Here is a 25,567-nt window from a genome sequence, read left to right as displayed (position 1 = left end):
CCGGTCAGCGTCAGGCCCGGGTGTGAGGTGCCCGCCCGGCCGGTGACCGCTGCCCGGTCAGCGCTCTGCCGAACAGAACGGACTTCTTTCATGAACGACGCTGTGCTCGACACCCTGCCCACCACCACCGCACTGGCCTGCGCGGGCCGCTGCGCACGGCCCGAAGCCCTGGTCGGCAACACCCCGGTCCTACGGATCGGACCACCGTTGGCACCGGCCGGCCACGGGTTCTGGGCCAAGCTCGAAGGCCACAACCCGGGCGGGATCAAGGATCGGCCCGCCCTGCACATGGTCGAACGGGCCCGCGCGCGCGGGGACCTGTTGCCCGGTGCCCGGATCATCGAATCCACCAGCGGCACACTGGGTCTCGGATTGGCGCTGGCAGGGGTGGCGTACCGGCATCCGGTCACCCTGGTCACCGACCCGGGCATGGAACCGCTGATGCACGCACTGCTGGGCGCGTACGGGGCGCGGGTGGATCTGGTCACCACCGCGCATCCGGTCGGGGGCTGGCAGCAGGCGCGCCGCGAGCGGGTCGCACAGTTGCTCGTCCGGGACCCGGGGGCGTGGTGTCCGGATCAGTACAGCAATCCCGACAACGCCGAGGCCTACGACGGGCTGGCCTTGGAGTTGCTGAACCAGGTGGGGCGGGTGGATGTGCTGGTGTGCGCGGTCGGCACGGGCGGGCATTCGGCCGGGATCGCGCGGGTGTTGCGCCGGTTCCATCCGGGGATGCGGTTGATCGGTGTGGACACCATCGCCTCGACGATCTTCGGTCAGCCCGCCGGGCCCCGGCTGATGCGCGGACTCGGCTCGAGCATCCACCCCCGTAACGTGGACTACGGCGCGTTCGACGAGGTGCACTGGGTCGCCCCGGCTGAAGCGGTGTGGGCGGCACGAACATTGGCGAGCACGCATTACGCCACCGGCGGGTGGAGCGTGGGAGCGGTCGCGTTGGTGGCCGGGTGGGTCGCCGGGCAACACCCGCTCCACACGCGGGTGGTCGCGGTGTTTCCCGACGGACCGCACCGCTACACCGACACCGTCTTCAACGACCCCTGGTGCGCCGAGCACGGGCTGCTGGACGCCGATCCTCCGACCGAGCCCGACACTCTCGAGCACCCCGGCCAGCGGGTGGTGCGCACCTGGACCCGCTGCGCGGTGGTCACCGATCCGCGCGCGCACACCATGCGCACCGAGGCCGAGGTGGCACGGTGATCGGTGTACTGTCCGCCTACCGCACTTTCGATCGGCCTGCCCGGTTGTTGATGGTCAATCAGTTCGGCATCAACCTGGGCTTCTACATGCTCATGCCCTATCTGGCCGGATATCTCTCGGGCTCACTGGGTTTGGCGGCCTGGACGGTCGGGCTCGTGCTCGGGGTACGTAACTTCTCCCAGCAGGGCATGTTCCTGCTCGGGGGCACCCTGGCCGACCGGCTCGGCTACAAACCGTTGATCGTGGCCGGGTGTGTGCTGCGCACCGCGGGATTCGCGCTCCTGGCGTTCGCCGACACCCTCCCTGCGCTGCTGATCGCCTCGGGCGCGACGGGACTGGCGGGCGCATTGTTCAACCCGGCGGTGCGCGCCTACCTCGCCGCGGACGCCGGGGAACGGCGGGTGGAGGCGTTCGCGCTGTTCAACGTGTTCTACCAGGGCGGGATGCTGGCGGGACCGCTGGTAGGGATCGCGTTGCTGGGTGTCGATTTCCGCCTCACCGCGCTGTGCGCGGCGGTGGTATTCGCGGTGTTGACTCTCGCGCAGCTCGCGGCGCTGCCGCAGCATCGCGCGCACCCCGACGCCGCACGCGAGTCGGTGTGGCGGGACTGGCGCGCGATCGCGGGCAACCGCCCGTTCGTGCTGTTCTCGGTCGCGATGATCGGCGCGTACGTGCTGTCCTTCCAGGTGTATCTGGCACTGCCACTGCACGCGGAAAACATTGTGGGACAACAGAACACGAGCGTGCTGATGGCGGTGGTGTTCGTGGTGTACGGCGGGCTGTCCGTCGCGGGCCAGCTGCGCATCACCGGGTGGTTCAGCGCGCGGTGGGGCCGGCGCGGTGGACTGATCATCGGGGTGGTGGTCCTGGCCGCGGCGTTCGTGCCGCTGCTGCTGATCCCCACCGCGGACACCTTCGGCACCGCGGCGGCGATCGGCGCACTCCTGGCCTGCGCGGCGGTGCTGGCGATCGGTGCGGCGGCGGTGTTCCCGTTCGAGATGGACACCATCGTCTCGCTGGCGCGTGAACGGCGCGTGGGCACCCACTACGGCTTCTACAACACCGTGGTCGGGATCGGGATCGGGATCCTGGTAGGCAACCTCGGCACCGGCGCGCTGGCCGGTGCCGCGCACCGCGCCGGGCTGGATGCGCTGCTGTGGGCGGGGCTGTGCGCGGTCGGGGTGCTGTGCGCGACGGGCCTGCACCTGCTGCGACGCGCGGGAGCTCTCGATATCCCCGCGCCCGCGCCGGTCTCGGCCGCGCGATAACCGCAGGTGGCCGTGGGCTGCCCGCACGTGGTGCGGGCAGCCGCCACCGGTTTCGGGTCCGGGTCAGCCGCGTCCGAGACCGGGCACGAACCGGCCCACGGTGCGCGTGTACTCCCGGTAGGGGGTGCCGTGGCAGCGCGCCAGATACGGTTCTTCCACCACACGGACCTGCACCTGGATGCAGGCCAGCAGCAGTGCCACCGCGAGCAACGCCACCGGGTTGGGGATCATCCCCGCGATCCCGATCGCGAAGAGCACCATCGCGGTGAAGATCGGGTTGCGCACCAGCGCGAACACCCCGCCCCGCACCAGGGTCGTGGTCTCGGTGGCATCGACTCCCACACGCCACGACTCGCCCATATCTCGCTGGGCATACATCGTCGCGGCGATACCGGTCACGGCCAGCACCGCACCCAGGACGTGAATCGCGGTGGTGTCCAGCACCTGCAGGGGTGTGAGCCACCCGAGTAGTTGCCCCACCGGCGCCGCGACCCCGGCCGCCAACGCCACGACGAACCCTGCACCGGCCAACCACTCGGGCGACCCGGGCGCACCACTGATTCCACGGAACCCGCTCGAGCCGGTCCGCCGGTGCTGTTGCCAACTGCGCCAACCGAATCCGAGAACACCGAACACGAGATAGAGAACGAACGCGAGGACCACCATGAGAGTGCCTTCCTCCAGTGCCCACCGGTAGGTGGAGTGTGCCTCAGCCGATGCCCGGGTTGCGGTGCGCGGGACCGTGCGAATCCTCGCAGTGCGCGCCGGGCTGTGCCTGGCCCAGTTGCAACAACTCGGGTTCGGCGTGATCGACCTGCAAAGTGGCGTGGTCGATGTGATAGTCGTGCTCGAGCAGCGCCGCGAGCGCGGTGCGGGCGGTATGGCAGTCGCTACCCGGTTGCACCAGCACGTGCGCGGACAGGGCCGGGGACCCGGAGGTGATCTCCCAGATGTGCAGGTCGTGCACCTCCACCACCGCATCGACCGCGGCCATTACGCGACCGACCTCGTCCGGGTCGATGTTCGCTGGAGCGGCCTCGAGGAACACCCGGGTCGAAGCGCGCACCAGGCTCACCCCGGCCTTGAGCATCAGCGCCACCACGACCAGCGACGCGATCGCGTCCGCGCGTGCGAACCCGGTCACCAGGATGACCGCACCGGCGATCGCGGTGGCGATGAACGCGAACAGATCGTTGAGGATGTGCTGGAACGCGCCCTCGACATTGAGGCTGGTGCGGTTGGCACGGCTGATCATCGCGCTTGCGGCCACGTTCACCACGACACCGACCAGTGCGGTGATCAGCACCAACCCGCCGGTCACCTCCGGGGGGTTCAGCAGCCGCCGGATCGCCTCGAACCCCAGCCAGCCCGCCAACACCAACAACGTCATACCGTTGACCTGCGCGGACAAGATCTCCGCGCGTTTCCACCCGAACGTCATCCGCCCCGCCGCCGGGCGCGCGGCCAACGCGATCGCCCACAACGCCAACGCGATCGACGCGGCGTCGGTGAGCATGTGCGCGGCATCCGACAGCAACGCCAGCGACCCGGCGATCACACCGACGACCACCTCACCGGCCATGAACACCACGATCACCGCCAACGCACCGCTCAGCCAGCGTTTATCGCTGTCGGCGCTCGCGCCGTGCGTATGGCCCCCGTGCCCGCCGGCTCCGTGTGCGTGCCCGTGATCGTGTCCGGCACCCATTGGCCGCCCTCTCCCTCGCTGTCAACAACGGTCCACACCATATGCACGCATCGCAATAAATGCAATCGTCCGGGAGGGCCGGATCGGCCCACCCCGGCGGTGCGTCTCAGTCGCAGCAGTCGCAGTCGCGCTCAGGTGAGGTGTTCGCGCCCAGGGCGGTCGGCGCCGGGCAACAGGGGTCCCCACGCCAGGCGTTGAGGCCTTCCTTGACCGCGATGACCGCGATCACCAGAGCCGCGATCGGGTCGGCCCACGACCACCCGAACACGCTGTTGAGCACCAACCCGACCAGCAGCACCGCCGAGAGATACGTGCACAACAAGGTCTGTTTGGAATCGGCGACCGCGGAAGCGGATCCGAGTTCGCGCCCGGCGCGTCGCTGCGCGGCGGACAGGACCGGCATGACCGCCAAGCTCACTGCGGCCAGGGTGATGCCGATCGGTGAGTGCCGGGCCTCGCTCACGCCGAGCAGGCCGCGAACGGAGTCGATGGCGACGTAGGCCGCGAGGGCGAAGAACGAGAACGCGATGATCCGCAACGCGATCTTCTCCCGCGCCTGCGGGTCGCGGCCGGCGAACTGCCAGGCCACCGCAGCCGCCGAGGACACCTCGATCACCGAGTCCAAGCCGAACCCGATCAGCGCGGTCGAGGACGCCCGCGCACCCTCGCTCAACGCGATGATCGCCTCGAGGACGTTGTAGGTGATGGTCGCAGCCACGAACCAGCGGATCCGCCGTGTCAGCAACGCCCGCCGCTGCGGCGAGGGGCCCGACAGTGTCACGGCCGAGGGCAGTGAGGGCATACCGAGCGGAGCCGACATCAGCAGCACTCCTGGGTGTCGGTGGCCGCGCAGCAGGCCGGATCGACGGCCAGGACCAGGCCCAGCAGATCATCCAGGGCGTGCCCGATCCGGCGATCGGCGAGCTCATAACGGCTACGCCGGCCTTCCGGGACCGCGACGACCAACCCGCACCCGCGCAAGCAGGCGAGATGGTTGGACAGGATCTGGCGCGATACCCCGATCGTCTCGGCCAACTCCGACGGGTAGGCCGGGCCGGTGCGCAGGCTCAGCAGGATCTGGGTGCGGGTCGGATCCGAGAGCGCGTGACCGAAGCGGGCCAGCGCGTCGCGGTGCAGCAATGTTTCCACCACTCAAATAGTACAGAAACAAATGTATTCAGGAACCCCTGAACTTTTCCTCTGGCGTAAGTGGTGTTCCGTAAGCCGATCGGCCAGCGGAACACCCGGCCACGCCGGTTCGACCCCAGGTCACGGGTGTTCCGTAAGACTGTTCCGCGAACCGTTCCGGTGAACCCCCGCTATCCGGAACAATTCGGCCATGGGTGAGCCATTTCGGGTGGGGTACTGCCGCTGCTCCACCGACGAACAGGACCTCGAGATCCAGACCGATCAACTGCTCGCGCTCGGCGTACCGCGCGAACGGATCTTCATCGACAAAGGCTTCTCCGGCACCACGCGCAAGAACCGCACCGGGCTCGATAACGCGCTCGCCGCGGTCACCGCGGCCGCCGCGGCCATCACTGGGCGGCAGGTGGTGCTGACGACAACGAAGTTCGACCGTTTCGCACGGAACATGGCCGAAGCTGGGGAGATCCTGACCGGTCTGCGCGAGCGCGACGTGCTGTTCGGGCTCGGCACCTCGATCTACGACTGGCACGACCCGTTCGGCAAGCTCTTCCTGCAAACCCTCGCCATGGTCGCCGAATTCGAGGCGAACCTGAACCACCTGCGCACCCGCGAGGGCATGGCCAAGGCCCGCGCGAAAGGCCGCCTCAAGGGCAAACAACCGAAACTGCCTCTCGCAGCACGCAAAACGATCCACCGCCGCTACCACGACCCCGACGACAACGCGAGCCTGGCCGACCTCGCCGAGGAATACAGCGTCGGACGCTCCACCATCCACCGCATCATCAGCGGAGCCGCACCGCGGGCATAGCGCCCACAGCGTTCATCCACCCGGTGCTCAGCACCCCGAACCACTCGACATCACCGCTGGTCAAGCCATTGTCGTTGTTTTCCTCACCAGTCCGGAACCCCGCCATGCGTGGCATCACCAGCCTCCTCGGTCCGGAAGCCGACCGGCGCTGAGACGGCGCGGTCGTTCATGTACCTGGTGACACGATCCTTAACGGCACCCCTTCATGGTGGCGGCGGGTCGTCAGCCGGCGACGGCGCGCAGCCCGGGGGCGCTTGTGGGCAGGTACCGGCGGTCGTGGGCGTTGGGTGGGCTGTGCTTTTCCGGAGTGCAGGCGTGGAACGGGCCACTGGCCCCGGTGAGTACCCCGACGTGGTGATCGAAGTGGTCACGCAGATACCCCGACAGCGCCGATGCGCCCTCGTCGGCGGCGATCAGTTGCTGGGCGCGCAGCGCCCACAGTCGGGTGATCGCCTCGGGGTGCAGGTCCCATCGGGAGCACCATCGTGTTCCGCCGCCACCGCCGGCGGCGACCTTGCGTTCGCACCAGTCGCTGACGTTGGCCATCACCCACGGACGCAGCACGTCGAGAACCGGGGCCCCGTTGTCGGCCGCAGACAGCACGTCATGGCCGCCGCTGTTGTCACCGGCCTCGTCGGGCTCCGGTTCGGCTTCGGATTCACTCGACAGGCCGGGCTCGGTGCCGGTCTCGCCAAGCGTCAGCAGCGTCGATTCGAGTCGGGCCATCCCTTCGGCCTGGATCTCCGACTGGCTTGTGACGTCGTCGAGCTGCGCGCGCAATGCCGCCAAAGCATCGCGGAGATCGCCAATCTCGTTGTCACTCATCATCACCACTCCCCTCTTGTGCGCTTCGCGTCCTAGACCGCGCTGAGACGATGGCGCAGCCGCGCACCGAGCGGGTTGTCGTCGCCGAGCTCGCGGATCGCGCTGTCGCGTACTGCCGAGGTGTACTCGCGGGCATGCTTGGTGATCGCGGCAGCGCTGTCGGTCTCGCGGTACCACGGCAGCAGATCGAGCATCACCGGGCGGGAGCCCTGGCGGATGAGTAGCGCGTGGTTGCGGCTCATGCCCGCGACGTCCTCGAGCGGCATGATCGGTTCGCGAACGAGGCTGCGGTTCTTGGTCTTGCCGCCGGGGCCGATGCTGACCGATTCCTTCCACACCTCATGGGTGCCGACGAGGTCGGAGATCATGCGGGCGTCGTCGACGTTTTGTAGACCGGCGCCGATGATGCGGCAGGTCGACGCGCCCCACATGGCGGCCATGCCTTCGCGCCCCCACACCCCCATGCCCTGTTGGTAGGACTGCAAGATCACGTCCACGAGAACGCCTTTCGACCCCAGGTGCGAGGCTTTCCCGGGTAGGTCGGGAATCCGGCAGATGTTGGCGGCTTCGTCGAGGACGATCACTGGTTCGGGGCTGATGCGTCCGCCCGACGCCGATGCGGCGAGGTCACCGAGTTTGAAAATCTGGTCGACCATCGCTGCGACCACCGGGCCGGAGGACTCCGCGCCTTCTTGGGTCATCAGGTACAGCGTCGGCGCGGCCTTCTCAGTCGGGGCAAAGATGGTCCACAGGTCCAATTCGGGGATGTCGCGGGTGGGTGGGGTCTCCCACGTCTCGGGTGGGGTCACCCAGCACAGGTCGGACTCGTCTTGCAGCGACTCCAACGCCGCCGAGGCGCCACCTTGGATGCCGCCCAACGTTTCCTGCGGTAGGCCCCACTGGGCTTCCAGGGCGCGGGCGTGACGGTGCAGGCCGTGATCGCGCAGCAGTTCCACGGGTTCGGCGGAGTAGCCGTCGATCCACTCGATGACGTCGCGCATCGACTTGCCGGACACCGCGGCCGCGAGCAGGGTCCGCGACAGCATCTGCTTGGACGACGAGTCGAAGAATCCGGAGTTGCCGCCGTCGGGATTGTTGGTGCCGACCGCGGCCATGAAGTGGGTGGCCACCCGTTTGGCCGACTTGTAGTCGACGACGGTGGACAAGATGTTCCACCACCACATCTGTTCGACGAACGCGATCCGGCCCGGGTCGTAGGCGTAGATCGGTCCGACCTCCTTGCGCAGCGCGGCGGTCAAGATCCACAGATCGGGTTTGTTCGAGGTGGCCACGACCGCGCCGCGGGCGGCGAGGATGCGTGGAACAGCCTGCGAGCTGGTCTTGTTCGACCGCGGCCCCATGATGATGAGGGTGAAGTCCTCCAGGGTCTTGTAGACCCGCTGTCCACCTTTGGTGGTGCCCTGGCGGCGGACAACGCCGATCGCCATCGCCACGTCCTCGGCGGTGAGCCCGGAGCGAGCCGGATCGTCGTCGTCGAGGCCCCGGAGCTCTGCGCCCTTGTCGATTGCTCCGGTTCCCATGACGTCGTCGAGGTCGCTGGCGTCTCGCAGCTTGCGATCGGCGGGACTCTGCGACCACCACGAGCGCGTCGCGTACGCCCCGGCACCGACCGCGGCGAGGAGCAACACCACCGCGACGACGGGGATCCAGACCGGCCACCCCAGCAGGTTGTGGCCGATGATCGCGGCACCGATGGCCCCCATGACCGCCATTCCGGCGATCCCGAGGGCCTGCATCTGCCGATCGGTGGATGGACTGTCGCTCATGCCACCGACCCCCGCTGTGTCTGCGCCGCTGCGGTGGGTGCGGTTGCGGCGAGGAGCAGTACCCGGTCGGCGAGGGCGTGGCCCAGGGCGGTGTCGTCGGTGTGCACGATCACCGTGGCCGATCGGGCACCGCGGATCTCGCGCCACACCCCACTCCCGCCGGCGTCGTAGCCGCCGGTCGGGCCGGTGATCGCGGCGGCCGCGGCCAGCAGAGAACGCCCCGCGACCGCGGCTGCGTAACGCACCAGATCCCGGTCGGGCGCGAGGTCGCCCGCCGCGGCGGCCACGCACAGTGCGAGGTCGTCGTCGCCGTCAGCGCCGAGCAGCTCGACGATCGTTGGGATGGCCCCGGCGTCGAGGATGTGGGCCACGGTCACCGGTGGCCACCCGACCAGGGCCGCGGCGTGCAGCGCCCCGGTGAGGACCGTCGCTGCGTCGGGGATGGCGAACCGCAGGTTCGAGGGCAGGTCCCGGGTGAGGTGGTCGGCCACGGTCGCGGCCACCGACTGATCGGCGCACACGTCGAGCAGTGGCCACCAGGCCCGCCGGTCGGCGGTCACCGCGGCCGGGTCGGGGCTGATGACGGTGGCGTCAGGGTTGAGCCGTAGCTGGGCGGCCAGAGCGGTGCGGGTGGGTGCCACCAGCACCGCCGGGCGATCAAGCGACGTCGGAGTCTGCACGGGTCGGTCCTTTCGTATCGAAGCTGGCGGTCACGCCGTTCCAGGCGGTGTCGGTGTTGTAGAGGGCGGCTTCGGCCGGATCGAACTCCATGACCACCGGAAGCCCCATGCGGGCACCGGACTTCACGAGGTACTTCCCCCGGCCGGGATGGCGTTGTCCGGGAACCCAGGTCGGCGGTGCTGACCAGCTGGTGACCATGGCCCGTTCCCGGCTGGTGAACGGGGTCAGCTCATGCAGGCGTTTCATCTCCTCGCCGTCGAGGCCGCCGAGGACCTTGATCGCGTTACGTGCGGCCATACCGCGGGCCTTGGCGCGGTCCTCGACGGTCGCCAGGGCGTCGAGGTCGGACAGCGAGTGCGTCGACTGCGCCGAGACGATGCCGCGGTGCCGGTTGAGGCGGGTCATGCGATCGGTCTTCTCGACCAGGCCGGGTCCGGCCCGCAGTCCGCGCCACAGCTCGTCTTGGGGTTGGAAGATGTTGCGGCGGTTACCTGATGCCTGTTGGGCCTCGATCACCGCCGCGCCCCACGTCCAGGAGCAGAGCATCGCCGCGCCGACGACGTCGTCGCCGTCGTCCTCGATCGCCGACAGTGACAGCGACACCGCGGGCAGGTCCTTGGTGACCTTGATCGTCGAGGGCCGGTCGAACATCCCCTTGATGGGCCCGTTGTCGGAGCACAACAGGTGCAAGGTGTTGCGGAACTCCCGGATCTCGCGCTGGTAGGTCATGTCCTCGACACCATCGATGGCGGCCGGGACGGCCATGATCTTGCGCAGCGCATCACTGCCGTGGTCGAGGGCGCGCAGCACGTCGGGGATGGTCGGTTCCTCGATGCCGGCGGCATCGTCGGCGATCGCCGTTGCCGTGCCCAGCAGCAGCCGTTCGGTCGGGGTCAGCTCGGCGCGGCCGACGATGGCCAGCAGCGACTCCAACAGGGCCAGGCGGCGGCTGTTGGCCAGCGACTCGAGCTGGTCACGCTCAGCGCCAGTGGTGCGGGCGATGACCGCGACAAGCGGGCCACGATCGAGCGGGTTGAGCGAATGCAAGCCGCGGCCGATGCGGAACACCTCGCCGCCGATCGCGTCGACGAGCGGGGTGTATTCGTCCTTGAGGTCGCCGGGGATGATGCCCATGAACCCGAACCCGACCAGCCCCATCAGCAGCCGCTTGAGGAACGACGACTTGCCGATACCGGGCTGGCCTTGGACCCAGATCCCGGTATTGGTGACCAGGCCGTCGACGAGCCACTGGGCCGGGTCGAGACCGATCGGTTCTGCGGTGTGCAGGTTGCGCCCGATCGGCACGCCGCGGACCCGCGCCCCACTGGGCGCGGGGAACGGATAGAACCCCGGCATCTCTGCCGTCGTCGACTGCCACCAGGTCCCCGGTTCCACGTTGGCAGCCCAGCCACCGAACGGACGCCGGAAGCCTTTCGCCGGCGGGCGCGGCCCCAGAGCGGAGTTGAGGACATCGAACGGCAGGTCGGTGGGGATGTCGTCGAACCCCACCTCGCCGGGGGTATCGGCGACAGCGTCGGGGTGCGGCCCCAACCCCAGTGACCGCAACACCTTCTGGCCCATCGAGAGCCGTTCGGCCTCGACCGCCACCGCGACGTCGACGTCGGGCAGGTGCGAGGGCCGCGCAGCGACAGCCTCGATGATCGAATGCGTTCCCATACCTATGCTCCCCACCGGTCAGCGGCGTTGCGCGACAGCCCCGATGCGGGGTCGACCCCGACACCGAGCGACGCCATGAATGTGGCTTCCTGGGCCTTACGGGCACGCCGCCAGCGGCCCTTGCTCTGGCCCTGGCGTTCCTCGGCGTCGGCGCATGCCGCAGGCAGCGTCGTCTCATTGCGCACCGTCGTGGTCAGGTAGAACGTGAACCGGCCCAGGCCGGCACCCAACGACTCCTGCTGCGCGGCACGCCGGGTCTTGACCCGGTCGTCGTGCTCGCGCTGGGTCTCGTCCTTCTTCGTCTTCTGCGCCCAGATCCGGCGGAACACACCAGCATTGACTTCCGACTCGACCTTCTTCGAGGCGTCCGCCGCACTGTAGGGGCGGTAGATCATGCACAGCCGACGGTGATAGCGGCCCGGGGCCACCAGCGGCAGCAACGACCGATACCGCACCACCCCGTTGGGCGGCGCGGTAAACACCCAGGACACCGAGTAGCCCGAATCGTGCGCGTAGACATCGGGGTTGGAGCCCTCGGTGCGCAGAGGACCGGCGTCCTTCCAGTGCCACAGCTCCTCGGTCTCGTCGAGCTCGGTGGTGCGGATCGCCGGATCGAACGCCGCCCGCAGATACCGGATCAGTCCGGCGCGGGTCATGCGGCCCATGACCGTCATCCCGCACGCGGCAAGCGACGACTCAAATCGCGGCAACATGTTGACGACCTCGGCCGCGCCGCGCTGCAACGTGTCCGGGACCGGGGTCGCCTTGGACAGATCGAAGTTGATCGTCACCAGGCAGGTGACCTCAGCGGTGCGCGCCCGCGACTGGTTGACCAGACGTTCGAGCACTCCCCGGCAGAACTCCGGTGCATTGGTGTTCTTGTCGAGCCGGTCAAGGGTGTAGGCCCGCTGGTTCATCCCGCCGGCCGGTGCGGTCTCGGTGATGAACGCCAGCGAGTCGACCAGCGGCATGTGTCCGAGCTCAGCGAGCAGGCCACCGAAGTTCGTCACCCACGTCATAGCGTCGGCGTCGTCGGCGAGGGTCAGCCCGACGGGCGCGACCAGCAGCGGTGCAGTGAGTAGCCCAGTCTGGCGGTTCCAGATCAGGGCCTGGGTACCGCCGCGGCCGTCCTCGACCTCAATCGGGCACAGCGGCGCCAGCGGGCCGGGCAGGTTCTCGCCCCGGGGGAATTCCTCGAGCGTGTCGTCGGCGTACGCCGAGGCGTTCCCTGCCCCGGCGAAACGGAGCTGAAACGCCATCGACGTCAGCACCGTGCGCCCCGAACCGGTTACGGGCATCACGGCCAGGCCAAACACCAGGACCGCGACCACGGCAAGCATGCCCGTAATCACGAGATTGCCCAGCATCGGGGAGAACGCCACGATCGTCACTGCGGCGAGGGCAATGATCGTCTCTCGCGTGCCGAGCTTGCCGATCCCGAAACCACGTGCTCGGCGGTAGCCGGAGTACCCCGGGTTGGTTGTCATCACTGAATCTCCTGTCGTGCAGACGATGTGCCGGTTGTCGACCGGTGGTTAATGAGGTGGCGGCTTCGGCGGTACAACCGGTGCGGGATGGCTTCGTAATGGCCGCAGCCGGAATTCGCGGAGACCACGATCTCGGCGAGCCCGTAGAGGTTCACGAGTACCGACACCGGAAATGCGACCCAGGAGACCGTGATCACCCACTGCGGCTCGTCGCCCGCGTACTCCCAGGCACTGATGGCGACTGTGACGAGGAAGCACGTCGCCCAGATGAGGAGAAACCCGCGGGTCAGCACCAGTTCACCCCCGCGGCCAGGCCTGGCGCGGCCCCGGCCACTAGACAGGTGGTCGTGAATCGACATGGTGTTCTGCTGGTTGGGATCTCGGTGGGTCATCGCATGTCCGGTCCGGTGTCGTCGGTGGTCTCGGTCATGCCGTCGGCCATGCCCTGAGCCATGCCGTTGATCGAATCTCCGGCCGAGCCGATGGCGTCCTTGGCGAGCATGGCGCCGGCGACGTAGGGGTTGCCGCCGGATTCGGCGGCCACCGCGCCCATTTCGCCGCCGCCGACACCGCCCGCTGCGGCACCCTCACCGCCTGCGCCGCCGGAGACGGGGATGCCGCCGCCGTCATCGCCGCCGACTCCGCCTGCGGCGTCGGTCGACTCGGGGCCGACGTCGGAGCCACCGAGATCGGCGACGTCCGCGCCGCCACTGGCCTCTGCGCCGCTCCCGGAGCCGTCGCCGGACCCATCACCGCCGCCGGGGCTGTTACCGGGGCTTGGGTCTGCCTCAGGGCCGGTCGTCGACGACTGCGGTCCGGTGGCGTCCATGTAGTTGGACTGCCCGTCACCGCCCGATGCGCCGAACGAGCTGAGCATGTCCCCGCCGAGCTGTCCGGCCAGGCCGGCACCACCGGCAATCCCGGCCAGTGCTGTTCCTGCCGAGCCTCCCCCGGCGATGGCCGGGGAGATGAAGGCGAAGAACTTGAGCATCACCGGCAACGCCAGCATGGTCAGAGCGATCACCATCAGTCCGACCATGACCGCCGACAGCGAGTGATCGGTGCCCATCAGTTTCCAGCCGAGGGAGTACATGATCGCCGCGGCCGGTTTGTAGAGCACCAGGGCGATGAGCATCGAGCAAATCCGGGGGAACCACTGTCGACCCCACGACGACAGTTGTCCGGCGGCGGCGAAGATCAGCATTGCGTAGAGGACGACGATCCCGGCCTGGCGGACGAACCCGAACAGCCACTGAATGCCGGAGAGGATCGCGGCGACGATGCCGAGGAGGAGCACCCCGCCGGGGTTGTGGAGGGTGGCGATACCCAACATCTGCTGCATCTGCGGGCCGAACTGATCGGCTCCGTCGGCGGTGACCTGGCGGGCGAAGTCGTCGCCGGCGTGCATGGCCCCGGCGAGGATCGTGGTCGACAGCGAGGCGATGAGGACGAACTTGATTGCGCCCATGCCCAGTTCCGCGGCCGGACCTGGCCGGCGGGTCAGCACCATCGTGATCGCCGAGCCGATGATCCCCAACGCAATGATCATCATGACCACGGTCTGCACCGCGCGGCTACCGGTGATCGCCAGCCCGGAGGTGACGTCGATCGATCCGACCTTGAGCCACCACGACATCGACAGCGTCAGCAGGTCGCCGGCGAACTTGCCCACCGACTCACATGCTTGGGCGAACCAGTTGTCGAGTTCTTTCTTGGCCGCCGCAACAGGATTGAGCTTTTCGAGGTCAACCTTGTTCGTGACATCACCCGCGCCGGGGGTCACAGTTCCGCCCTGGGTGAGTCGCTGGAACCGGCCGTTGGCGTCGTACTGCATCGGCTTGGACTGTTCCCACCCCTCGGGCTTGTCGCAGACGGGAATCTTGTTCTTGGCCGTCGCGCAGTCGAGCACGTTGTCGCTGTTGAGTAGGCCCTTGTGGTCTGCGTCGATGGTCGCCGGGGCGGTGGCGCTGACACCGGCGAGTTTGCCGGTGGAGTCGTAGATGTAGCTGCTGAATCCCTTGGAGTCGTCGGCGCCGCCGTGCGAGGCGCAGTCACCGAAATCGGGGTGAGTGGCGCACTGGATGGAGCTGAACCCGGCGTGGCCGTCGATCGGCTTGAGCCACGTCTTTTGTTCGCTGGTCAGCGGGCCGGGGTCGGCGGGCAGCCACCCGTCGGTCGTGGCGGGATCTGCCGCGGCCGAGCCGGTGAACGTCGCGAGGAGCACGATGGCGGCGCAGATCGCGGAGATGATCGACGCGGCGAGACGTGTTGCGCGGCCGGTCATCGCAGGCTCCGATCCCGGAACTGATGCCAGGCCGGATCCCCGGTCACCGCGGCGGCGGTGACCGGGTCCGGGGGGCTTTGGTAGTAGTTGGGCTGGTACTTCCAGTCACCCGAGATCCACACCACCGTGAATCGGAAGATGTTGTATTGCCCGTCGTCGGTTGCAGTGGCGATGTCGTAGGTGGCGAGCTGGTCGTCGTAGGGCTCGTATGCCCTCCACGCGAACGCGCGCGGGAGGACCTGGTTGGCGTCGAGGCTGGCCTGCAACCGTGACGCCTGGGCTCGGACTTCATCGCGGGCGTCGTCATCGCCGAGGACCTGGTCGGCGATGATCTGATCAGTGCCCGACAGGGCGTACACCCGCAGCGGGATTTGTAGGGCCGCGATGAGCGCGCCGTCGGGGGTGTGGGCGTAACCGCGAGCGGTGACGCCTTCCTGGACCCGCGGGCCCGCGGAGTCGGAGAACGGCAGCTGCACAGGGCCGACCTGCAACCACGTCACCGGGCTCGAGGTGACCGTCGACGGCGATGCGTTGGGCGAGGGCGTCTGTCCCCCGAGGGGGCCGGTGGTGTCGCTCTTGCCAGAACGGGTGGCCACCACGATCACCACGACGGCGACGATGGCCAGGACGACAACGATGACTGCGGCCACAGCGATGCGATGACCGCGGCGGTGCCCGCTGTCGGGGGTCTGCCGGAATTCGGGGCTCGTGAAGCTCATGGGTGGGTCCTCGTGATCAGAAGCGGGTGAACGTGGCGGGCAACGGCGCGTCAGGCAGTGGCGGGCTCTGGGAGTCGAACTGGTCGCTGTAGCGCCAGTCGCCGCCCTCCCAGATCAGCGCTGAGCGCGAGAACCGCACCTGGTTGCCGGGGGTCCGTGGGTAGGCCAGGTAGACCGTGGCGTGGTTGTCGGCGAACGCCGACACCCGGAACGCCACCGGCGCGGAGGCGAACTGGGAGATCAACGCCGGATCGGGTTGCGGGCCCGCGGCCCGGGCAGCGATGAGCTGTGTGCGGGTGGCATCGCTGACATCGGTCTGGGCGTCGACGACCGCCTGATAGTCCGGGGAGAACGCCAGACGGAACGCAATCTGCGCGGCGGCCAGGACCGCGCCCTGCGGAGAGTTGGAATACCCGCCGGTCACCGCGCCCTGGATGCGGGTCGGCCCGTCGGTGGCCGAGAACGGCAGCGGCACCCCGTCGACCCGCTGCCATGAGATGCCCTTCGGTGCCGCGGTGAGGTAATCCGGATCTGCCGGGCTCAGGGTGCGGTGCGGGATCTGCGGTACCAGTGACCCTTTCGCCGACATCGGGGCCGTCGACGACTGTCCCAGTGCACCGCTGTCGGAGGTCGGATCGGTGCCGCACGAGCGGACCAGCAGTGTCACCACCACCACTGCCACCACCAGTGCGGCGATGATCGCCCACCCCCGGCCGTCGAGTCGGCGGCGGCGGAACTCTTTCGTGGTCATCGCCATCAGCGGTGTCCTTCCTTCGTCATCACAGGGGTCAGTCGGGAATGCCGGCGGCGAGCAACAGCCCGCCGATCGTCGAGGCCGATCCCACGAGCAGGCAGGCGGCCCATATCCAAATACTGGATTCCAGTGCGGTTTTTGCGATCGTCGAGCGGCCCTTGAAGCCGACGATCATCAGGCTGAACACGACCAGCCCGCCCAGGACGGCGGCGATGCCGAACCCGGTCAGCGAGTAGCCGACGATCTGGGTGGAGAACTCGTCGAGGTTCTTGGCTGCGCCCTTGTCGCCACCGCCGAACTTCTCCCAGTGGATCTGGCCCTGGTCGGGGGTGCCGAACTTGATCTCGTTCTCCCCGTCGCTCGAGGAGTCGGTCGAGGGGTCGGGTGCAGCGGCCCCCGACGACGGGGCGGGACCGGTCGACGGGCCGGGCACGCTCGGCACGACAGGATCGGCCGAGGCGACCCCGACACACGGTGCGGCGAGCAGGAATGCGGTGAACAAGACCGCGATCGCCGTCGCGGCCCACCGCCGGAACCCGCCCATCAGGTGAACATGTCCAGAAGGCCAGTGAGGCTTCCCATGCCGATGATCCCGCCGAAAATCCACGGGAAGTGGCTCACAGCGTCTTTGGCGAAGTTGGAGCGGCCGCGGGCACCGACGATCATGCCGGCGAACACAAACAGTCCCGCGCCCACGGCGAGGACGTAGATGAACGTCTTGACCATGCCGAGGATCTGGTTGACGCCGTTTTGGGCCTTGCTCGGCAGCGGGACCGGCTTAGGGTCGGGGAAGTTGCCGTCGGCGAGGTTGATGCTGTGGGGACGGTGGGCCTCCCACAGAGTGGTTGCGTGGGTGAGGGTGTCGAGTGCGATGGACATTCGGGTGTTCCTTGTCTTCTCAGGAGGTCCGGCGCAGACCATCTGCGCCGGTCGAACCGATTGCGGTGTAGCGGGCCTGAGGAGGTGGCCCGTGTGGTCCCGGCCGCGGCGGTGGCGCGTCAGGAGCCACCGTCCAGTGGTCGGAGCCCGTCGCCGGCGGCGGCGGGAAACTCGGTGCCCGGGTCGGGACCGGGGCGCTCGGCGCGGTGTTCGCGCGCAGCGGAGGCTCGTACGGCGGGGCCACCTCCGCAGGGGCGGCGGGCCGCTCGTCAGGGGCCGGCGGCACCGGCGCGGCGTCCCCACTGGGGTCGGTGGTGAGGATCGCTGTCACCGCCGCAAGCAGTTCCTCGCGACGAAGCCGCGCCGCCATCGCCCACCGGGGAGGGTTATCGGCGCAGACCGCGTCGCGGGCAGCGGTCGCGGGATCGGCCACCTCACGCAGCGGAGCGAGCCATGGAATCCAGATGACCGCAGCGACGTTCGGCTCGAGCATGTGCGCCCGGTCGCGCACCGCGGCGGGCGCTTTCTCGGCGCAATCGGCGACGATGACGACGACCGGGGCCGGGTCGAGCGTCGCCGCGGCGCGGGTCACCGCGGCGAGCTGGTGGGCCACCGATCGGCACACCAGCACATCGGCGGCCATTCCCGGTTCCCACACTCCGGCGTCGGGAGCACCGAGGAGGCCGGCGACGACTGTGGTGCCCACTCCCCCGGCCATGCCGGCGATCAGTGGTGGTCGCATGCGGGTCATCGGGTCACCACCCCGCATCCGTGCTGGCCGTCGTCGGTGACCGACCACCCCGCGCTGTCGCGGGTCATCGTCACAACCGCGACTGGATGCCGGTCGGGCAACGGTTTGTCTGCGGTGAACTCCTGGGTGACCGCGACGACCCGCACCGCCGTGGTGGCGGAGTCGGCGGGGCGTTCTTCACTTCCGATCGTCGCGGTGGCCTGCACCCGGGCGTGCACACGAGCCAGGGCGGTCCAGTCTGCGTCCGGGGACCCGGTCGGGGGTGTCGCGGTGATCCGCTGCGCGCAGCGCTGCGTCATCAGCGGTGTCGCGCGAACCGCCGCCTCATACGGGCTGCGGTCGGTGACGGTGTCCCACCCGAACCAGATCCGCGCGGCGGCCGTGGCCACCGACGACGGATCGGCGCGGTTGGCGCGCACGCCTCTCGGCAACGCCGAGGGCACCGGCGGTGGGGTCGGGAACGTCGCTGAGCGCCCCGGCCAGGACTGCACCGACGGCGGGGTGAACGGCGGCAACGACACCGTGGCCACCGCAGACGACTTGTCCTGCCCGGTGGTGTCGGTGCCCGAGCACGCGGCGAGTGCGGCGGCCGCGACCGCTACCCCCACCACTGCACCCCAGGTGCGAGTGCGGGTCGTCTTAAGATCCGAATCGGCGGACATACATCTCCTCTCCGTTCCATCCCGACAGCGGCATGATCGACACGGTTTGCCCCGACTGGGGGGCGTTGAGCAGCATGTCGACGCCGTTTTGCTTGCCGTAGTAGATGCCGACGTGGTGGGTGTTTCCTCCACTGCCGAAATAGATTTCGTCTCCCGGTGCCTTCTGGTCGAACGGGATGTCCTTGCCGCGCGGGTCATAGAGCTGGCCCGGGTTCGAGTGGTCACCGGTGTAGTGCGGCAGGACGACCTTGCCGTCGGTGGCCTGGGCGATCGCGTAGAGCGTCAGGCCTGAGCAGTCGAAGCCGGTCACTCCGACGTCGGGGGCTGATCCCGGTGACGGGCCGTCCTTCGTTCCGCCGGCCCACGCATACGGGGTACCCAGCCACCGCATCGCGGCCTGGATGATCTTGCGGTTGATCGGCCCCGACAGCCGCGAGCTGCCACCACCGGCGCCGACCGCGGCGTACTTCGGGATGAGGCGCTTGATCTTCGGTGCGTAGGACTCGGTCTCGCCGTTGTTGATGTTCGGCCCGCCGTTGGCGAGCACACACCCGTACCCGCAGTTATAGGCGTTGAGAACGATGTCTAGGAGGTCGCCCTTGATCCGGCCCGAGGCGATGTCCTTGCGGGCCTGCGCTGCGGTTTTGCAGTCGAAATTGGCCTGGGCCATGATCGCGTCCGGCGGATCGAACGGGGAGATGGTGCCGTTGTGGTTGGCATCCTCGCCGTACGATGGCCACGTGTAGGGCATGAACTGCGATAGGCCCTGCGCCCCGGCAGGCGACACCGCGGCGGGGTTCCATCCCGACTCGACCTCGATCTGCGCGGCGATGACAGGGGCGGAGATGTCGGAACACACCTTGCCGGCCTTGATGACCCACGACTCGAACTCCGGTGGGACAGTGCCTGTCTTGAGTCCGGCCTGAGTCGATCCCCCACCGAGATCGTCGGAAGGCTTGTTGAACGGCGCAGCGAAGACCGTCACGATGATCACCGGGACCAGGAACAGAATTCCCAGCACCAGTGCCAGTGAGGTTTTTTTCACCGCCTACACCTTCCCCAGCTTGTGTCTCTCCGGTGACGCGGCCTGAGTGCCGACGCCTGGTGACCGGGCGAGATCTTGATCCGCTCTGGCGGAACCGTCTGTCGCGCACTCCCATACGCTTCATCCGGTCCCCGCCAGGCGGGGTGTCGTTGTTCGGTTAGCTGCTCTCGATCCGTCCGAGAACCCATTTCGCTAGCCACTGAGTGGCCGAGTCACCGCGGCTGTCGACCGTGGTGTGGGCGTACGCCTGATGCGCGCCGAGAAGCGCGTAGGACGCCACTTCCACTGCCTGCGTCGCCAACTCGTCGGGCTTGGTCAGCGACAGGAACGCGTCGTACTCCGGCATGTCGACGACCTTGCCGATGTCGGAAAGCATCGACGACGCGAACACGACCTGGGCGAGCTCCAACGGCAGCGACGCCGGGTTGACCGCGGCGGCGATCGAGATCCGAGTAACGGCGCTGATGACCGATTGCACGGCCTGTTGGATGTCGGCCGGGTCGGCGTTAGCGACGTGCTGCAACAGGGTCAGAGCGCGGCCGGTGACGTACGGCCCGATGTCCTCGCTGCGCAGGTTGAGCAGCGGCACCACCGCGGCGATCGCCTTGGACTTGCCCGACAGGGCGCAGATGCTGTCCTGCGCACCGCAGAACGATGTGACCTTGTCGGCCAGCGTGCCGAACCCGTCCGGGCGGGCACCGACGACGCCTTGTCCGACCACGTTCGGGCCGACGAAGCTCTCCGCGCCGGGCAGGCTCACCGGCTGAGCGGTCGGCTGATCCGAGTCAAGGTTCGAGGTGGTCTGTGTGCGAGCCGGGTCCGAGAGCAGCCCGCCGGCGATGATCGCCGAGTCCGGAACCGGTCCCTTGCCGTTGCCGATCGCCGAGAGGACGTCACCGGCGATGAGTGCACCCTGCGAGTAGCCGAGAAGGACCTGCTTTGCAGTCGGGCACTGCTGCGCGATCGCCTTCATCCGTGCGCTCACCGCATCGGTGCCGGCCTTGCGGGACTGGCCCAACGTGAGCGGGTCGCCCTTGACGACGCCGGCCAGGGGGCCGCCGACCTGGGCGACGTAGGGAACCTGCTCGAAGCTGACCGACTTGCCGATTGACCCGCTGGCAGCGTCACCGGTCGGTGCGGATGCCGCCGCGGTGGTCGTGGTGGTCTCGGCGGTAGTCCCGGCCGAGGGAGCGACTGCATCCCACAGTCCCCCGCCCGACGACGACGTCGTCGGGGCGTCGGCCGTCGTGGTCGACGTCGTCGTGGGTGCAGCTGCACCCGTACCGCCGATCCCGTCGTTGGTCAGGTAGTCATTCGCGCCAGCGTCGTGCGGGCCGCCCTCGTCCGGAAGCGCAGGGCTTCCCGCCGACGGCGTGGCCGTCGATCCGGCGGCGTTGTTCAGTGCCGAGGTAGCGGCGCCACCGAGGAACGACCCCAGTCCTGACGAGTCACCCGCGCCCTGGCCCATGCCTGCTGTTGGTGCCGCACCGATTTGGGCGGGCGCGATGCCGGGCGCAGAAATCGGTGTGCCCTTCTCCACCGCCGCCTTCAACGGGTTCGTGACACTCGCCAACATCCCCGGCACCACGGCCGGGTTCGCCTTCGCGTTTGTCTCCCACGTCCCCGGCACCGCTAGAACGAACACGTCCTTGCAAGCGATTCGACTTGCCGGCGCGGCGTCCGCTTCGCCGACCGCAACGGTTACCGATGTTGCGGTGACAACCGAGCAGAGCGCGGCGATCGAGAGCGCACGCAGCTGCAATTTCTGCGCGATCGTCGGTTCATTCATGCGACGGGCCTTCCTGGGCCGGATGAAGTGCGACCGAACCGCCTACCCTGGAAGGTGTCGACGGGCCAGTTGCTGGTCAGTTGGCATCCGCCGGTTCGGGCGCCTCCGAGTCGCCAAACTTTTGGCGCCCGAACCGGCTTCTTTCTTTCGAGTCAATTCCTCCTCAGGGCTGCAACCCTGGATCGGAACAACTCCCCTGTACTCTATAACAGTTATCTATCACGGTACACTGTGACGGCACAGGTGGGAATGGGGCAAAGTGAACTCCTATGTGCGGGCCCCAGGCATGAGCAGGCGAATACTGCGTGGCTTCCGGCCCGAGATCATGGCGGATCGCCGTATCGCCCAGGGGCTTTCGCGCGGCGAACTGGCCCGTCAGGCAGGAGTCAGCACGGGCGCGGTGGCGAAATGGGAGACCGGACGTTCGACGCCGGCGGTGGACACTCTCGCCCGCGTCGCCACGGTTCTCGGCGTGTCGATGCAAGATTTGATCGTTGTGCCCGCGCACGAGCGATACCTGGGAGATTTTCGATCGCTGGCAGGCTTGACGCAGCCCCAGCTCGCCGCGCGCATCGGCTTTTCGAGCTCGACTGTCGCCGACCTCGAGCGCGGGCACGCGATCCTCACTGACGTGCAGGAAGAGCGCATCGCAGGTGCTGTGGGAGCGAGTAGGGCCGAGGTCAGAGCCGCATACGACCGGGTCCGCAACCGTCCACCCGGAGCGCGGCCTTAAAGCAAGAAGTTTCATGTGGGTTCCCCTAGTGATTCGCATCGTTTGGCGGGAACACTGATAACGCTCCGGTCCAAAAGGCCAGGGCAATACCAGTGTTCGGCTCAAACGCGGGCGGCAAACCTAGGGGCTTGCTGCTGCACACAACTGAGTTGTGGCGCGTTACCGGGTTGAGGTGCGGGGCTCAGCGCGTACTACCAGGGCGCTGTACCTAAAGTGCGGTCAACTCGATAAATACGACGATAACACGACACCGGACACGGTCGTAAGCATGGTTCACTGCCCCTGTGCATCGGACTCTTGCAAAGTACGCGGCAACCCAACTCGGACATCCGCACGGCCTCGGCGGCCTCGCCCTGGCGCCCCTACTGAACTGGCAGAACCGGCCGTGGATGGACGCCGCCATTGATCTGCTTGCCCCCGATGAAGGGGACCGCGTGGCCGATATCGGCTTTGGGGGTGGATACGCCCTCGGCAAGCTTCTCGGCCGCGTTGGGCCGACAGGACAGGTGATCGGCGTAGACCCATCCTGTGCTGCTGCTGCGCGAGCCCGACGTCGCTACCGTCGCGCGCTCCACGACCAACGGCTTAACCTCAGCGTCGCAACGATGGCAGAGACACACACCCGCGCCGCACCACACGGACTCTCAGGCGCCATTTCAGTCAACACGATCTACTACATAGAGAACCTCGACGCCGCCCTTGCGAGCGCACGAAACGCGCTACACGCAGCAACCGGCTCGTTGGTTCTTGGGTTGGGCGACCCCGGCTACATGGCGCGCATGCCGTTTGCGAAGTTTCTGATCCTCAGGCCCCTGACGGACATTTTCGAAGTGTTGCACCGCAATGGATTTGGGATACAGACCCACGTGCGCACCAGCGACGATCCACGCGCATTCCACCTTCTACGCTGTAGTCCTGACGTGTGGGCGACTACGTCCAACTATGACACTCCCCAGCACTAGAAAAACTCCGCCGAGAATCGCCAAAATAATTGGCAGCCAGAGCGTCCCCCAGCGCAAGAGGTTGACGTTAGAGCGAGCCATCGCCGCAGCGTCGTCGACACTCGCCTTGGAAAAATTGATGTTTGCCCGCAGGGACGTCACTCGGGACGGTCCCGATACGAGCTCACGGTGGATTTGCTGCTGCTCGTCAACGATCTGGCCAGTGTTCGGCTCGACCCACAGATCGCGGCGCACCGAGTAGATCAGGTCGAGCCGGACCAGCCGCTCCGCCGGCCGCCCGACCGCGCCGCCGGGCACGGTCAAACTCGCAACACTGCCCAATCTCTCGTAGAGATTGTCGTTAGAGATCACCTGGCGAAAGTGAAACAACTTGACCCCGTCGACACTCCGCTGGTCGTCGATGTAGCTAGCGTCGGGCGAGGTCTGAGTCTCGGTGTCGTACAGCGGATAAGAACGCCGCGCCACGCCCAACGGGAAGTTGTACTGGAACCCGGTTCGCGGCGCCGCCTTGGCGGTCCCTGTCGCCTCCCGGATGATGGCCGGCGTCGGCGATTTAAGAGGCCGCGCTGTCCGACGGTTGAGGGAAACCCGGTCGACGTACGCGCTGACGATCGCTGCGTCTCCCTGGCGATCAGTCCGTGCGGTCCGGGCTGCCGCCGACACCGTCACCTGACGGTCCGATGTCGGCGGTTCGGATCGAACTCGAATGTCGACACGCAGCGGCACCCCTCGCTCAGTCGCCACTTTGCCGCCAGCCGCCACCGCCGCCGAATCAAGCACTTCTGCGTTGTTCGCGGTCGCGACGATGGACTGTGAAATCTCCGCCGGCAATCGCTTCGCCCCGGGGACAACCACGGTCGGAAGCAAGATTGCTACCGCCACGAGGCCTGCCCCGACCGCAATGCCCAGGAACCCAACTGTCCGTTTCGAGGTGACCGCCATGACCGGTACGCTACAGAGCTGAATGAGAGGCCGGTCATTTGAACGAGCAGGTCAATGGCGATTGGTTCCTCGTCGCGCGCGACGGGGCCGGAGAGCTCCGAGTCGTGTCTCGCAACGCAGAGCCAGTCGAGTGGCGACGACTCACCAACGTTCTCCGGGGCTGGAAACTCAAGGCAGCGCAGAACCTGATCGCTATTTGCGACGAGACCGGGGCGCCGGCGGCCGGACAGGGTTACGCCGCGCCGGTCATGGACCCCAGCGACAAGACCGCTCACGCCTTTCTGGTCTCCCTCGAGTCGGCGAATCCGGCTGGCGTCCCCGCCGTTGGTACATGGACCTGGGACTTTTCCGACACCGCGGTCCCCCCGGTCCTCCACTTCTCGGCAGACGCCCTGGAACTACTCGGCGTCTCACTCGATCACCGAGACCGCACGCTGTACGGCCCAGCCGACTTCTTCACGCGGAGCATTAGGTTCGCGGACATCCTCACTCACACTTCATTTCTCTATGACGCCGAACCTAACTCCACCCGCAACGCACGGACAGCGTTCCGGGCCGACAACGGTGAGCTGCGCGATCTCTACATGTCCGAGGTCGTCGACGTCACCGGAGACGCGCAGGTCATTCGCGGCCTCGCATGGGCAGTCGAAGACGCCGACCCACGGCAGCGTTCAATCGGTATTGCCGACACGGAGTTGGCGATCCTCCTCGCCAACAACAGCGATCAACTGGTTCTCATCGGCGACATCCGTTTCACCACAGCGCCATACGTCCTGAAATGGGTGACCCCGCACCCCCCGGGCATCGGCCACGGCGCGAGCACGGGCCAAGCACCTGGTCTACATCCCGACGACCTCGGAAAGCTCGTGGAGTACGTCATGCTGTTGGGAACCCTGGCGGCTGATGATCCCGTCCCGGAGATCTCAGGGATTCGAGTGCGCCGCGCGGGTGGCGGATGGATGATCGGCCGCGGCCGCGGGTTCCGTCCGGATCACGAACACTTCCCCACAATCTGGGTCGCTCTCGTTTCGATGTCGGACTGACCCCCGTCTGCCGCGTTCCTTACCTGCGACCGGGCAGCTGTCCCCCTCGCGACTTGAACCAGGTTCGCCCTCTCTCGGCGTGTCTCCCGAATGCTGAACCAGGTTCGTGCAGAGTTGCACCTGGCGACTCGGAGTTTCTTGTCCGACACGAAGGGAGAAACTTGTGCCTCAGCGGAACAAGGGTGAACGCAAGTACGTACCTACGCGCATCCTGACCAACGTCGATCCTGACGCGCTCGCACGAGCCGCCGGCTACAGCATCACCGGACAGTGGGTCGCCGACCTCGTCTATCGCGAGGCCCAGCGCCCTGACCTAATGGAAGGCCCCGACGTGAAGGAGCAATTGCCGTTGACCGCATGACGCCTCGAAACCCCGTGACAGGTAGATAGCGGAAG

At 67.7% G+C, this 25,567-nt stretch carries 27 protein-coding genes; 7 read left to right on the top strand and 20 right to left on the bottom strand.

From position 1 onward, the window contains the following. Positions 1-90 precede the first annotated feature (90 nt). On the top strand, positions 91-1,218 hold the full coding sequence (locus TU34_RS21710) for a PLP-dependent cysteine synthase family protein (RefSeq protein WP_045825006.1): 1,128 nt from the start codon (positions 91-93) through the stop codon (positions 1,216-1,218). Further along, positions 1,215-2,486 carry an MFS transporter gene (locus TU34_RS21705; RefSeq protein WP_045825005.1) on the top strand — a complete coding sequence of 424 codons (1,272 nt, stop codon included), beginning with the start codon at positions 1,215-1,217 and terminating at the stop codon, positions 2,484-2,486. The genes TU34_RS21710 and TU34_RS21705 overlap by 4 nt, the downstream gene beginning before the upstream one ends. Before the next feature lie 63 nt (positions 2,487-2,549). Here the strand turns inward: TU34_RS21705 and TU34_RS21700 are convergent, their stop codons facing one another. From TU34_RS21700 to TU34_RS21685, 4 genes are all read right to left on the bottom strand, one after another. Beyond that, positions 2,550-3,152, bottom strand: a complete 603-nt coding sequence (locus TU34_RS21700) for a methyltransferase family protein (protein WP_045825004.1) — start codon at positions 3,150-3,152, stop codon at positions 2,550-2,552. Between the two features lie 43 nt (positions 3,153-3,195). After that, a complete protein-coding gene (locus TU34_RS21695; protein ID WP_045825003.1) occupies positions 3,196-4,194 on the bottom strand; it encodes a cation diffusion facilitator family transporter in 999 nt (332 codons plus the stop codon). Between the two features lie 106 nt (positions 4,195-4,300). Beyond that, the gene (locus tag TU34_RS21690; RefSeq protein ID WP_045825046.1) at positions 4,301-5,014 is read right to left on the bottom strand and encodes a cation diffusion facilitator family transporter; all 714 of its coding nucleotides are present in this window, start codon (positions 5,012-5,014) and stop codon (positions 4,301-4,303) included. Beyond that, positions 5,014-5,343 (bottom strand): ArsR/SmtB family transcription factor, encoded by a 330-nt coding sequence (locus TU34_RS21685; RefSeq protein ID WP_045825002.1) that lies wholly within the window; start codon positions 5,341-5,343, stop codon positions 5,014-5,016. Before TU34_RS21685 ends, TU34_RS21690 begins: the two co-directional genes overlap by 1 nt. 190 nt (positions 5,344-5,533) lie before the next feature. Here TU34_RS21685 and TU34_RS21680 point away from each other — a divergent pair, with 190 nt between their 5' ends. Further along, entirely contained in the window at positions 5,534-6,151 is a 618-nt protein-coding gene (locus TU34_RS21680) for a recombinase family protein (RefSeq protein WP_045825001.1), read from the top strand. Positions 6,152-6,373: 222 nt separating this feature from the next. On the opposite strand, the gene TU34_RS22600 is transcribed toward TU34_RS21680, so the two are convergent. The 15 genes from TU34_RS22600 to TU34_RS21605 all read right to left on the bottom strand — a co-directional run bounded on the left by TU34_RS22600 (position 6,374) and on the right by TU34_RS21605 (position 21,347). Then, positions 6,374-6,976, bottom strand: coding sequence for a DUF4913 domain-containing protein (locus tag TU34_RS22600; protein WP_160298574.1), 603 nt, complete (start codon positions 6,974-6,976; stop codon positions 6,374-6,376). A gap of 32 nt (positions 6,977-7,008) precedes the next feature. After that, positions 7,009-8,763, bottom strand: coding sequence for a type IV secretory system conjugative DNA transfer family protein (locus TU34_RS21670; protein ID WP_238981430.1), 1,755 nt, complete (start codon positions 8,761-8,763; stop codon positions 7,009-7,011). Next, the gene (locus tag TU34_RS21665) at positions 8,760-9,443 is read right to left on the bottom strand and encodes a hypothetical protein (RefSeq protein WP_150116659.1); all 684 of its coding nucleotides are present in this window, start codon (positions 9,441-9,443) and stop codon (positions 8,760-8,762) included. The genes TU34_RS21670 and TU34_RS21665 overlap by 4 nt, the downstream gene beginning before the upstream one ends. After that, positions 9,421-11,121, bottom strand: a complete 1,701-nt coding sequence (locus TU34_RS21660; RefSeq protein ID WP_045824998.1) for an ATP-binding protein — start codon at positions 11,119-11,121, stop codon at positions 9,421-9,423. The genes TU34_RS21665 and TU34_RS21660 overlap by 23 nt, the downstream gene beginning before the upstream one ends. 2 nt (positions 11,122-11,123) lie before the next feature. Next, the gene (locus tag TU34_RS21655) at positions 11,124-12,608 is read right to left on the bottom strand and encodes an SCO6880 family protein (protein WP_045825044.1); all 1,485 of its coding nucleotides are present in this window, start codon (positions 12,606-12,608) and stop codon (positions 11,124-11,126) included. Next, positions 12,608-13,000, bottom strand: coding sequence for a hypothetical protein (locus TU34_RS21650; protein ID WP_045824997.1), 393 nt, complete (start codon positions 12,998-13,000; stop codon positions 12,608-12,610). Before TU34_RS21650 ends, TU34_RS21655 begins: the two co-directional genes overlap by 1 nt. Then, complete coding sequence (locus TU34_RS21645; protein WP_052689178.1) at positions 12,997-14,892, bottom strand: hypothetical protein; 1,896 nt, start codon at positions 14,890-14,892, stop codon at positions 12,997-12,999. The genes TU34_RS21650 and TU34_RS21645 overlap by 4 nt, the downstream gene beginning before the upstream one ends. Further along, positions 14,889-15,611, bottom strand: a complete 723-nt coding sequence (locus TU34_RS21640; RefSeq protein ID WP_045824996.1) for a DUF8175 domain-containg protein — start codon at positions 15,609-15,611, stop codon at positions 14,889-14,891. Before TU34_RS21640 ends, TU34_RS21645 begins: the two co-directional genes overlap by 4 nt. A 16-nt stretch (positions 15,612-15,627) precedes the next feature. Then, entirely contained in the window at positions 15,628-16,368 is a 741-nt protein-coding gene (locus TU34_RS21635) for a DUF8175 domain-containg protein (RefSeq protein WP_045824995.1), read from the bottom strand. Between the two features lie 31 nt (positions 16,369-16,399). Further along, positions 16,400-16,909 carry a hypothetical protein gene (locus tag TU34_RS22595; RefSeq protein WP_052689177.1) on the bottom strand — a complete coding sequence of 170 codons (510 nt, stop codon included), beginning with the start codon at positions 16,907-16,909 and terminating at the stop codon, positions 16,400-16,402. Further along, complete coding sequence (locus TU34_RS21625) at positions 16,909-17,244, bottom strand: hypothetical protein (RefSeq protein ID WP_052689175.1); 336 nt, start codon at positions 17,242-17,244, stop codon at positions 16,909-16,911. The genes TU34_RS22595 and TU34_RS21625 overlap by 1 nt, the downstream gene beginning before the upstream one ends. 19 nt (positions 17,245-17,263) lie before the next feature. Then, a complete protein-coding gene (locus TU34_RS22590; protein WP_150116657.1) occupies positions 17,264-17,995 on the bottom strand; it encodes a hypothetical protein in 732 nt (243 codons plus the stop codon). Then, complete coding sequence (locus TU34_RS21615; RefSeq protein ID WP_150116656.1) at positions 17,992-18,657, bottom strand: hypothetical protein; 666 nt, start codon at positions 18,655-18,657, stop codon at positions 17,992-17,994. The genes TU34_RS22590 and TU34_RS21615 overlap by 4 nt, the downstream gene beginning before the upstream one ends. After that, the gene (locus TU34_RS21610) at positions 18,635-19,702 is read right to left on the bottom strand and encodes a C40 family peptidase (protein WP_045824994.1); all 1,068 of its coding nucleotides are present in this window, start codon (positions 19,700-19,702) and stop codon (positions 18,635-18,637) included. Before TU34_RS21610 ends, TU34_RS21615 begins: the two co-directional genes overlap by 23 nt. Positions 19,703-19,859: 157 nt before the next feature. Continuing rightward, complete coding sequence (locus tag TU34_RS21605; protein WP_238981429.1) at positions 19,860-21,347, bottom strand: cutinase family protein; 1,488 nt, start codon at positions 21,345-21,347, stop codon at positions 19,860-19,862. Positions 21,348-21,777: 430 nt separating this feature from the next. Between TU34_RS21605 and TU34_RS21600 the strand changes: the two genes are divergently transcribed. Beyond that, positions 21,778-22,224: a helix-turn-helix domain-containing protein gene (locus TU34_RS21600; RefSeq protein WP_052689190.1), complete on the top strand. Its 447-nt coding sequence runs from the start codon at positions 21,778-21,780 to the stop codon at positions 22,222-22,224. Positions 22,225-22,613: 389 nt separating this feature from the next. After that, entirely contained in the window at positions 22,614-23,186 is a 573-nt protein-coding gene (locus TU34_RS24690; protein WP_082080522.1) for a methyltransferase domain-containing protein, read from the top strand. On the opposite strand, the gene pgfA is transcribed toward TU34_RS24690, so the two are convergent. Further along, positions 23,127-24,128 (bottom strand): cell envelope lipid trafficking protein PgfA, encoded by a 1,002-nt coding sequence (gene pgfA, locus TU34_RS21595; RefSeq protein ID WP_082080521.1) that lies wholly within the window; start codon positions 24,126-24,128, stop codon positions 23,127-23,129. The genes TU34_RS24690 and pgfA overlap by 60 nt on opposite strands. A 38-nt stretch (positions 24,129-24,166) precedes the next feature. Between pgfA and TU34_RS21590 the strand changes: the two genes are divergently transcribed. After that, on the top strand, positions 24,167-25,171 hold the full coding sequence (locus TU34_RS21590; RefSeq protein ID WP_045824992.1) for a hypothetical protein: 1,005 nt from the start codon (positions 24,167-24,169) through the stop codon (positions 25,169-25,171). 163 nt (positions 25,172-25,334) lie between these two features. Beyond that, positions 25,335-25,532 carry a hypothetical protein gene (locus TU34_RS21585; protein WP_045824991.1) on the top strand — a complete coding sequence of 66 codons (198 nt, stop codon included), beginning with the start codon at positions 25,335-25,337 and terminating at the stop codon, positions 25,530-25,532. Positions 25,533-25,567 lie beyond the last annotated feature (35 nt).

Origin of the sequence: Williamsia herbipolensis (assembly GCF_000964005.1) — a bacterium.
In the GTDB taxonomy this organism is placed as follows: Bacteria; Actinomycetota; Actinomycetes; order Mycobacteriales; family Mycobacteriaceae; genus Williamsia_A; species Williamsia_A herbipolensis.
This window is presented reverse-complemented; position numbering and strand designations above follow the sequence as displayed.

What these genes read in the sequence shown, in the direction of transcription:
- TU34_RS21700 (WP_045825004.1), bottom strand. Translation starts at nt 3,152, where the DNA reads ATGGTGGTCCTCGCGTTCGTTCTCTATCTCGTGTTCGGTGTTCTCGGA.
- TU34_RS21650 (WP_045824997.1), bottom strand. Translation starts at nt 13,000, where the DNA reads ATGACCCACCGAGATCCCAACCAGCAGAACACCATGTCGATTCACGAC.
- pgfA (WP_082080521.1), bottom strand. Translation starts at nt 24,128, where the DNA reads ATGGCGGTCACCTCGAAACGGACAGTTGGGTTCCTGGGCATTGCGGTC.
- TU34_RS21680 (WP_045825001.1), top strand. Translation starts at nt 5,534, where the DNA reads ATGGGTGAGCCATTTCGGGTGGGGTACTGCCGCTGCTCCACCGACGAA.
- TU34_RS21625 (WP_052689175.1), bottom strand. Translation starts at nt 17,244, where the DNA reads ATGTCCATCGCACTCGACACCCTCACCCACGCAACCACTCTGTGGGAG.
- TU34_RS21710 (WP_045825006.1), top strand. Translation starts at nt 91, where the DNA reads ATGAACGACGCTGTGCTCGACACCCTGCCCACCACCACCGCACTGGCC.
- TU34_RS22595 (WP_052689177.1), bottom strand. Translation starts at nt 16,909, where the DNA reads ATGGGCGGGTTCCGGCGGTGGGCCGCGACGGCGATCGCGGTCTTGTTC.
- TU34_RS21645 (WP_052689178.1), bottom strand. Translation starts at nt 14,892, where the DNA reads ATGACCGGCCGCGCAACACGTCTCGCCGCGTCGATCATCTCCGCGATC.
- TU34_RS21670 (WP_238981430.1), bottom strand. Translation starts at nt 8,763, where the DNA reads ATGAGCGACAGTCCATCCACCGATCGGCAGATGCAGGCCCTCGGGATC.
- TU34_RS21600 (WP_052689190.1), top strand. Translation starts at nt 21,778, where the DNA reads ATGAGCAGGCGAATACTGCGTGGCTTCCGGCCCGAGATCATGGCGGAT.
- TU34_RS22600 (WP_160298574.1), bottom strand. Translation starts at nt 6,976, where the DNA reads ATGAGTGACAACGAGATTGGCGATCTCCGCGATGCTTTGGCGGCATTG.
- TU34_RS24690 (WP_082080522.1), top strand. Translation starts at nt 22,614, where the DNA reads ATGGACGCCGCCATTGATCTGCTTGCCCCCGATGAAGGGGACCGCGTG.
- TU34_RS21660 (WP_045824998.1), bottom strand. Translation starts at nt 11,121, where the DNA reads ATGGGAACGCATTCGATCATCGAGGCTGTCGCTGCGCGGCCCTCGCAC.
- TU34_RS21690 (WP_045825046.1), bottom strand. Translation starts at nt 5,014, where the DNA reads ATGTCGGCTCCGCTCGGTATGCCCTCACTGCCCTCGGCCGTGACACTG.
- TU34_RS21635 (WP_045824995.1), bottom strand. Translation starts at nt 16,368, where the DNA reads ATGGCGATGACCACGAAAGAGTTCCGCCGCCGCCGACTCGACGGCCGG.
- TU34_RS22590 (WP_150116657.1), bottom strand. Translation starts at nt 17,995, where the DNA reads ATGACCCGCATGCGACCACCACTGATCGCCGGCATGGCCGGGGGAGTG.
- TU34_RS21640 (WP_045824996.1), bottom strand. Translation starts at nt 15,611, where the DNA reads ATGAGCTTCACGAGCCCCGAATTCCGGCAGACCCCCGACAGCGGGCAC.
- TU34_RS21615 (WP_150116656.1), bottom strand. Translation starts at nt 18,657, where the DNA reads ATGTCCGCCGATTCGGATCTTAAGACGACCCGCACTCGCACCTGGGGT.
- TU34_RS21655 (WP_045825044.1), bottom strand. Translation starts at nt 12,608, where the DNA reads ATGACAACCAACCCGGGGTACTCCGGCTACCGCCGAGCACGTGGTTTC.
- TU34_RS21695 (WP_045825003.1), bottom strand. Translation starts at nt 4,194, where the DNA reads ATGGGTGCCGGACACGATCACGGGCACGCACACGGAGCCGGCGGGCAC.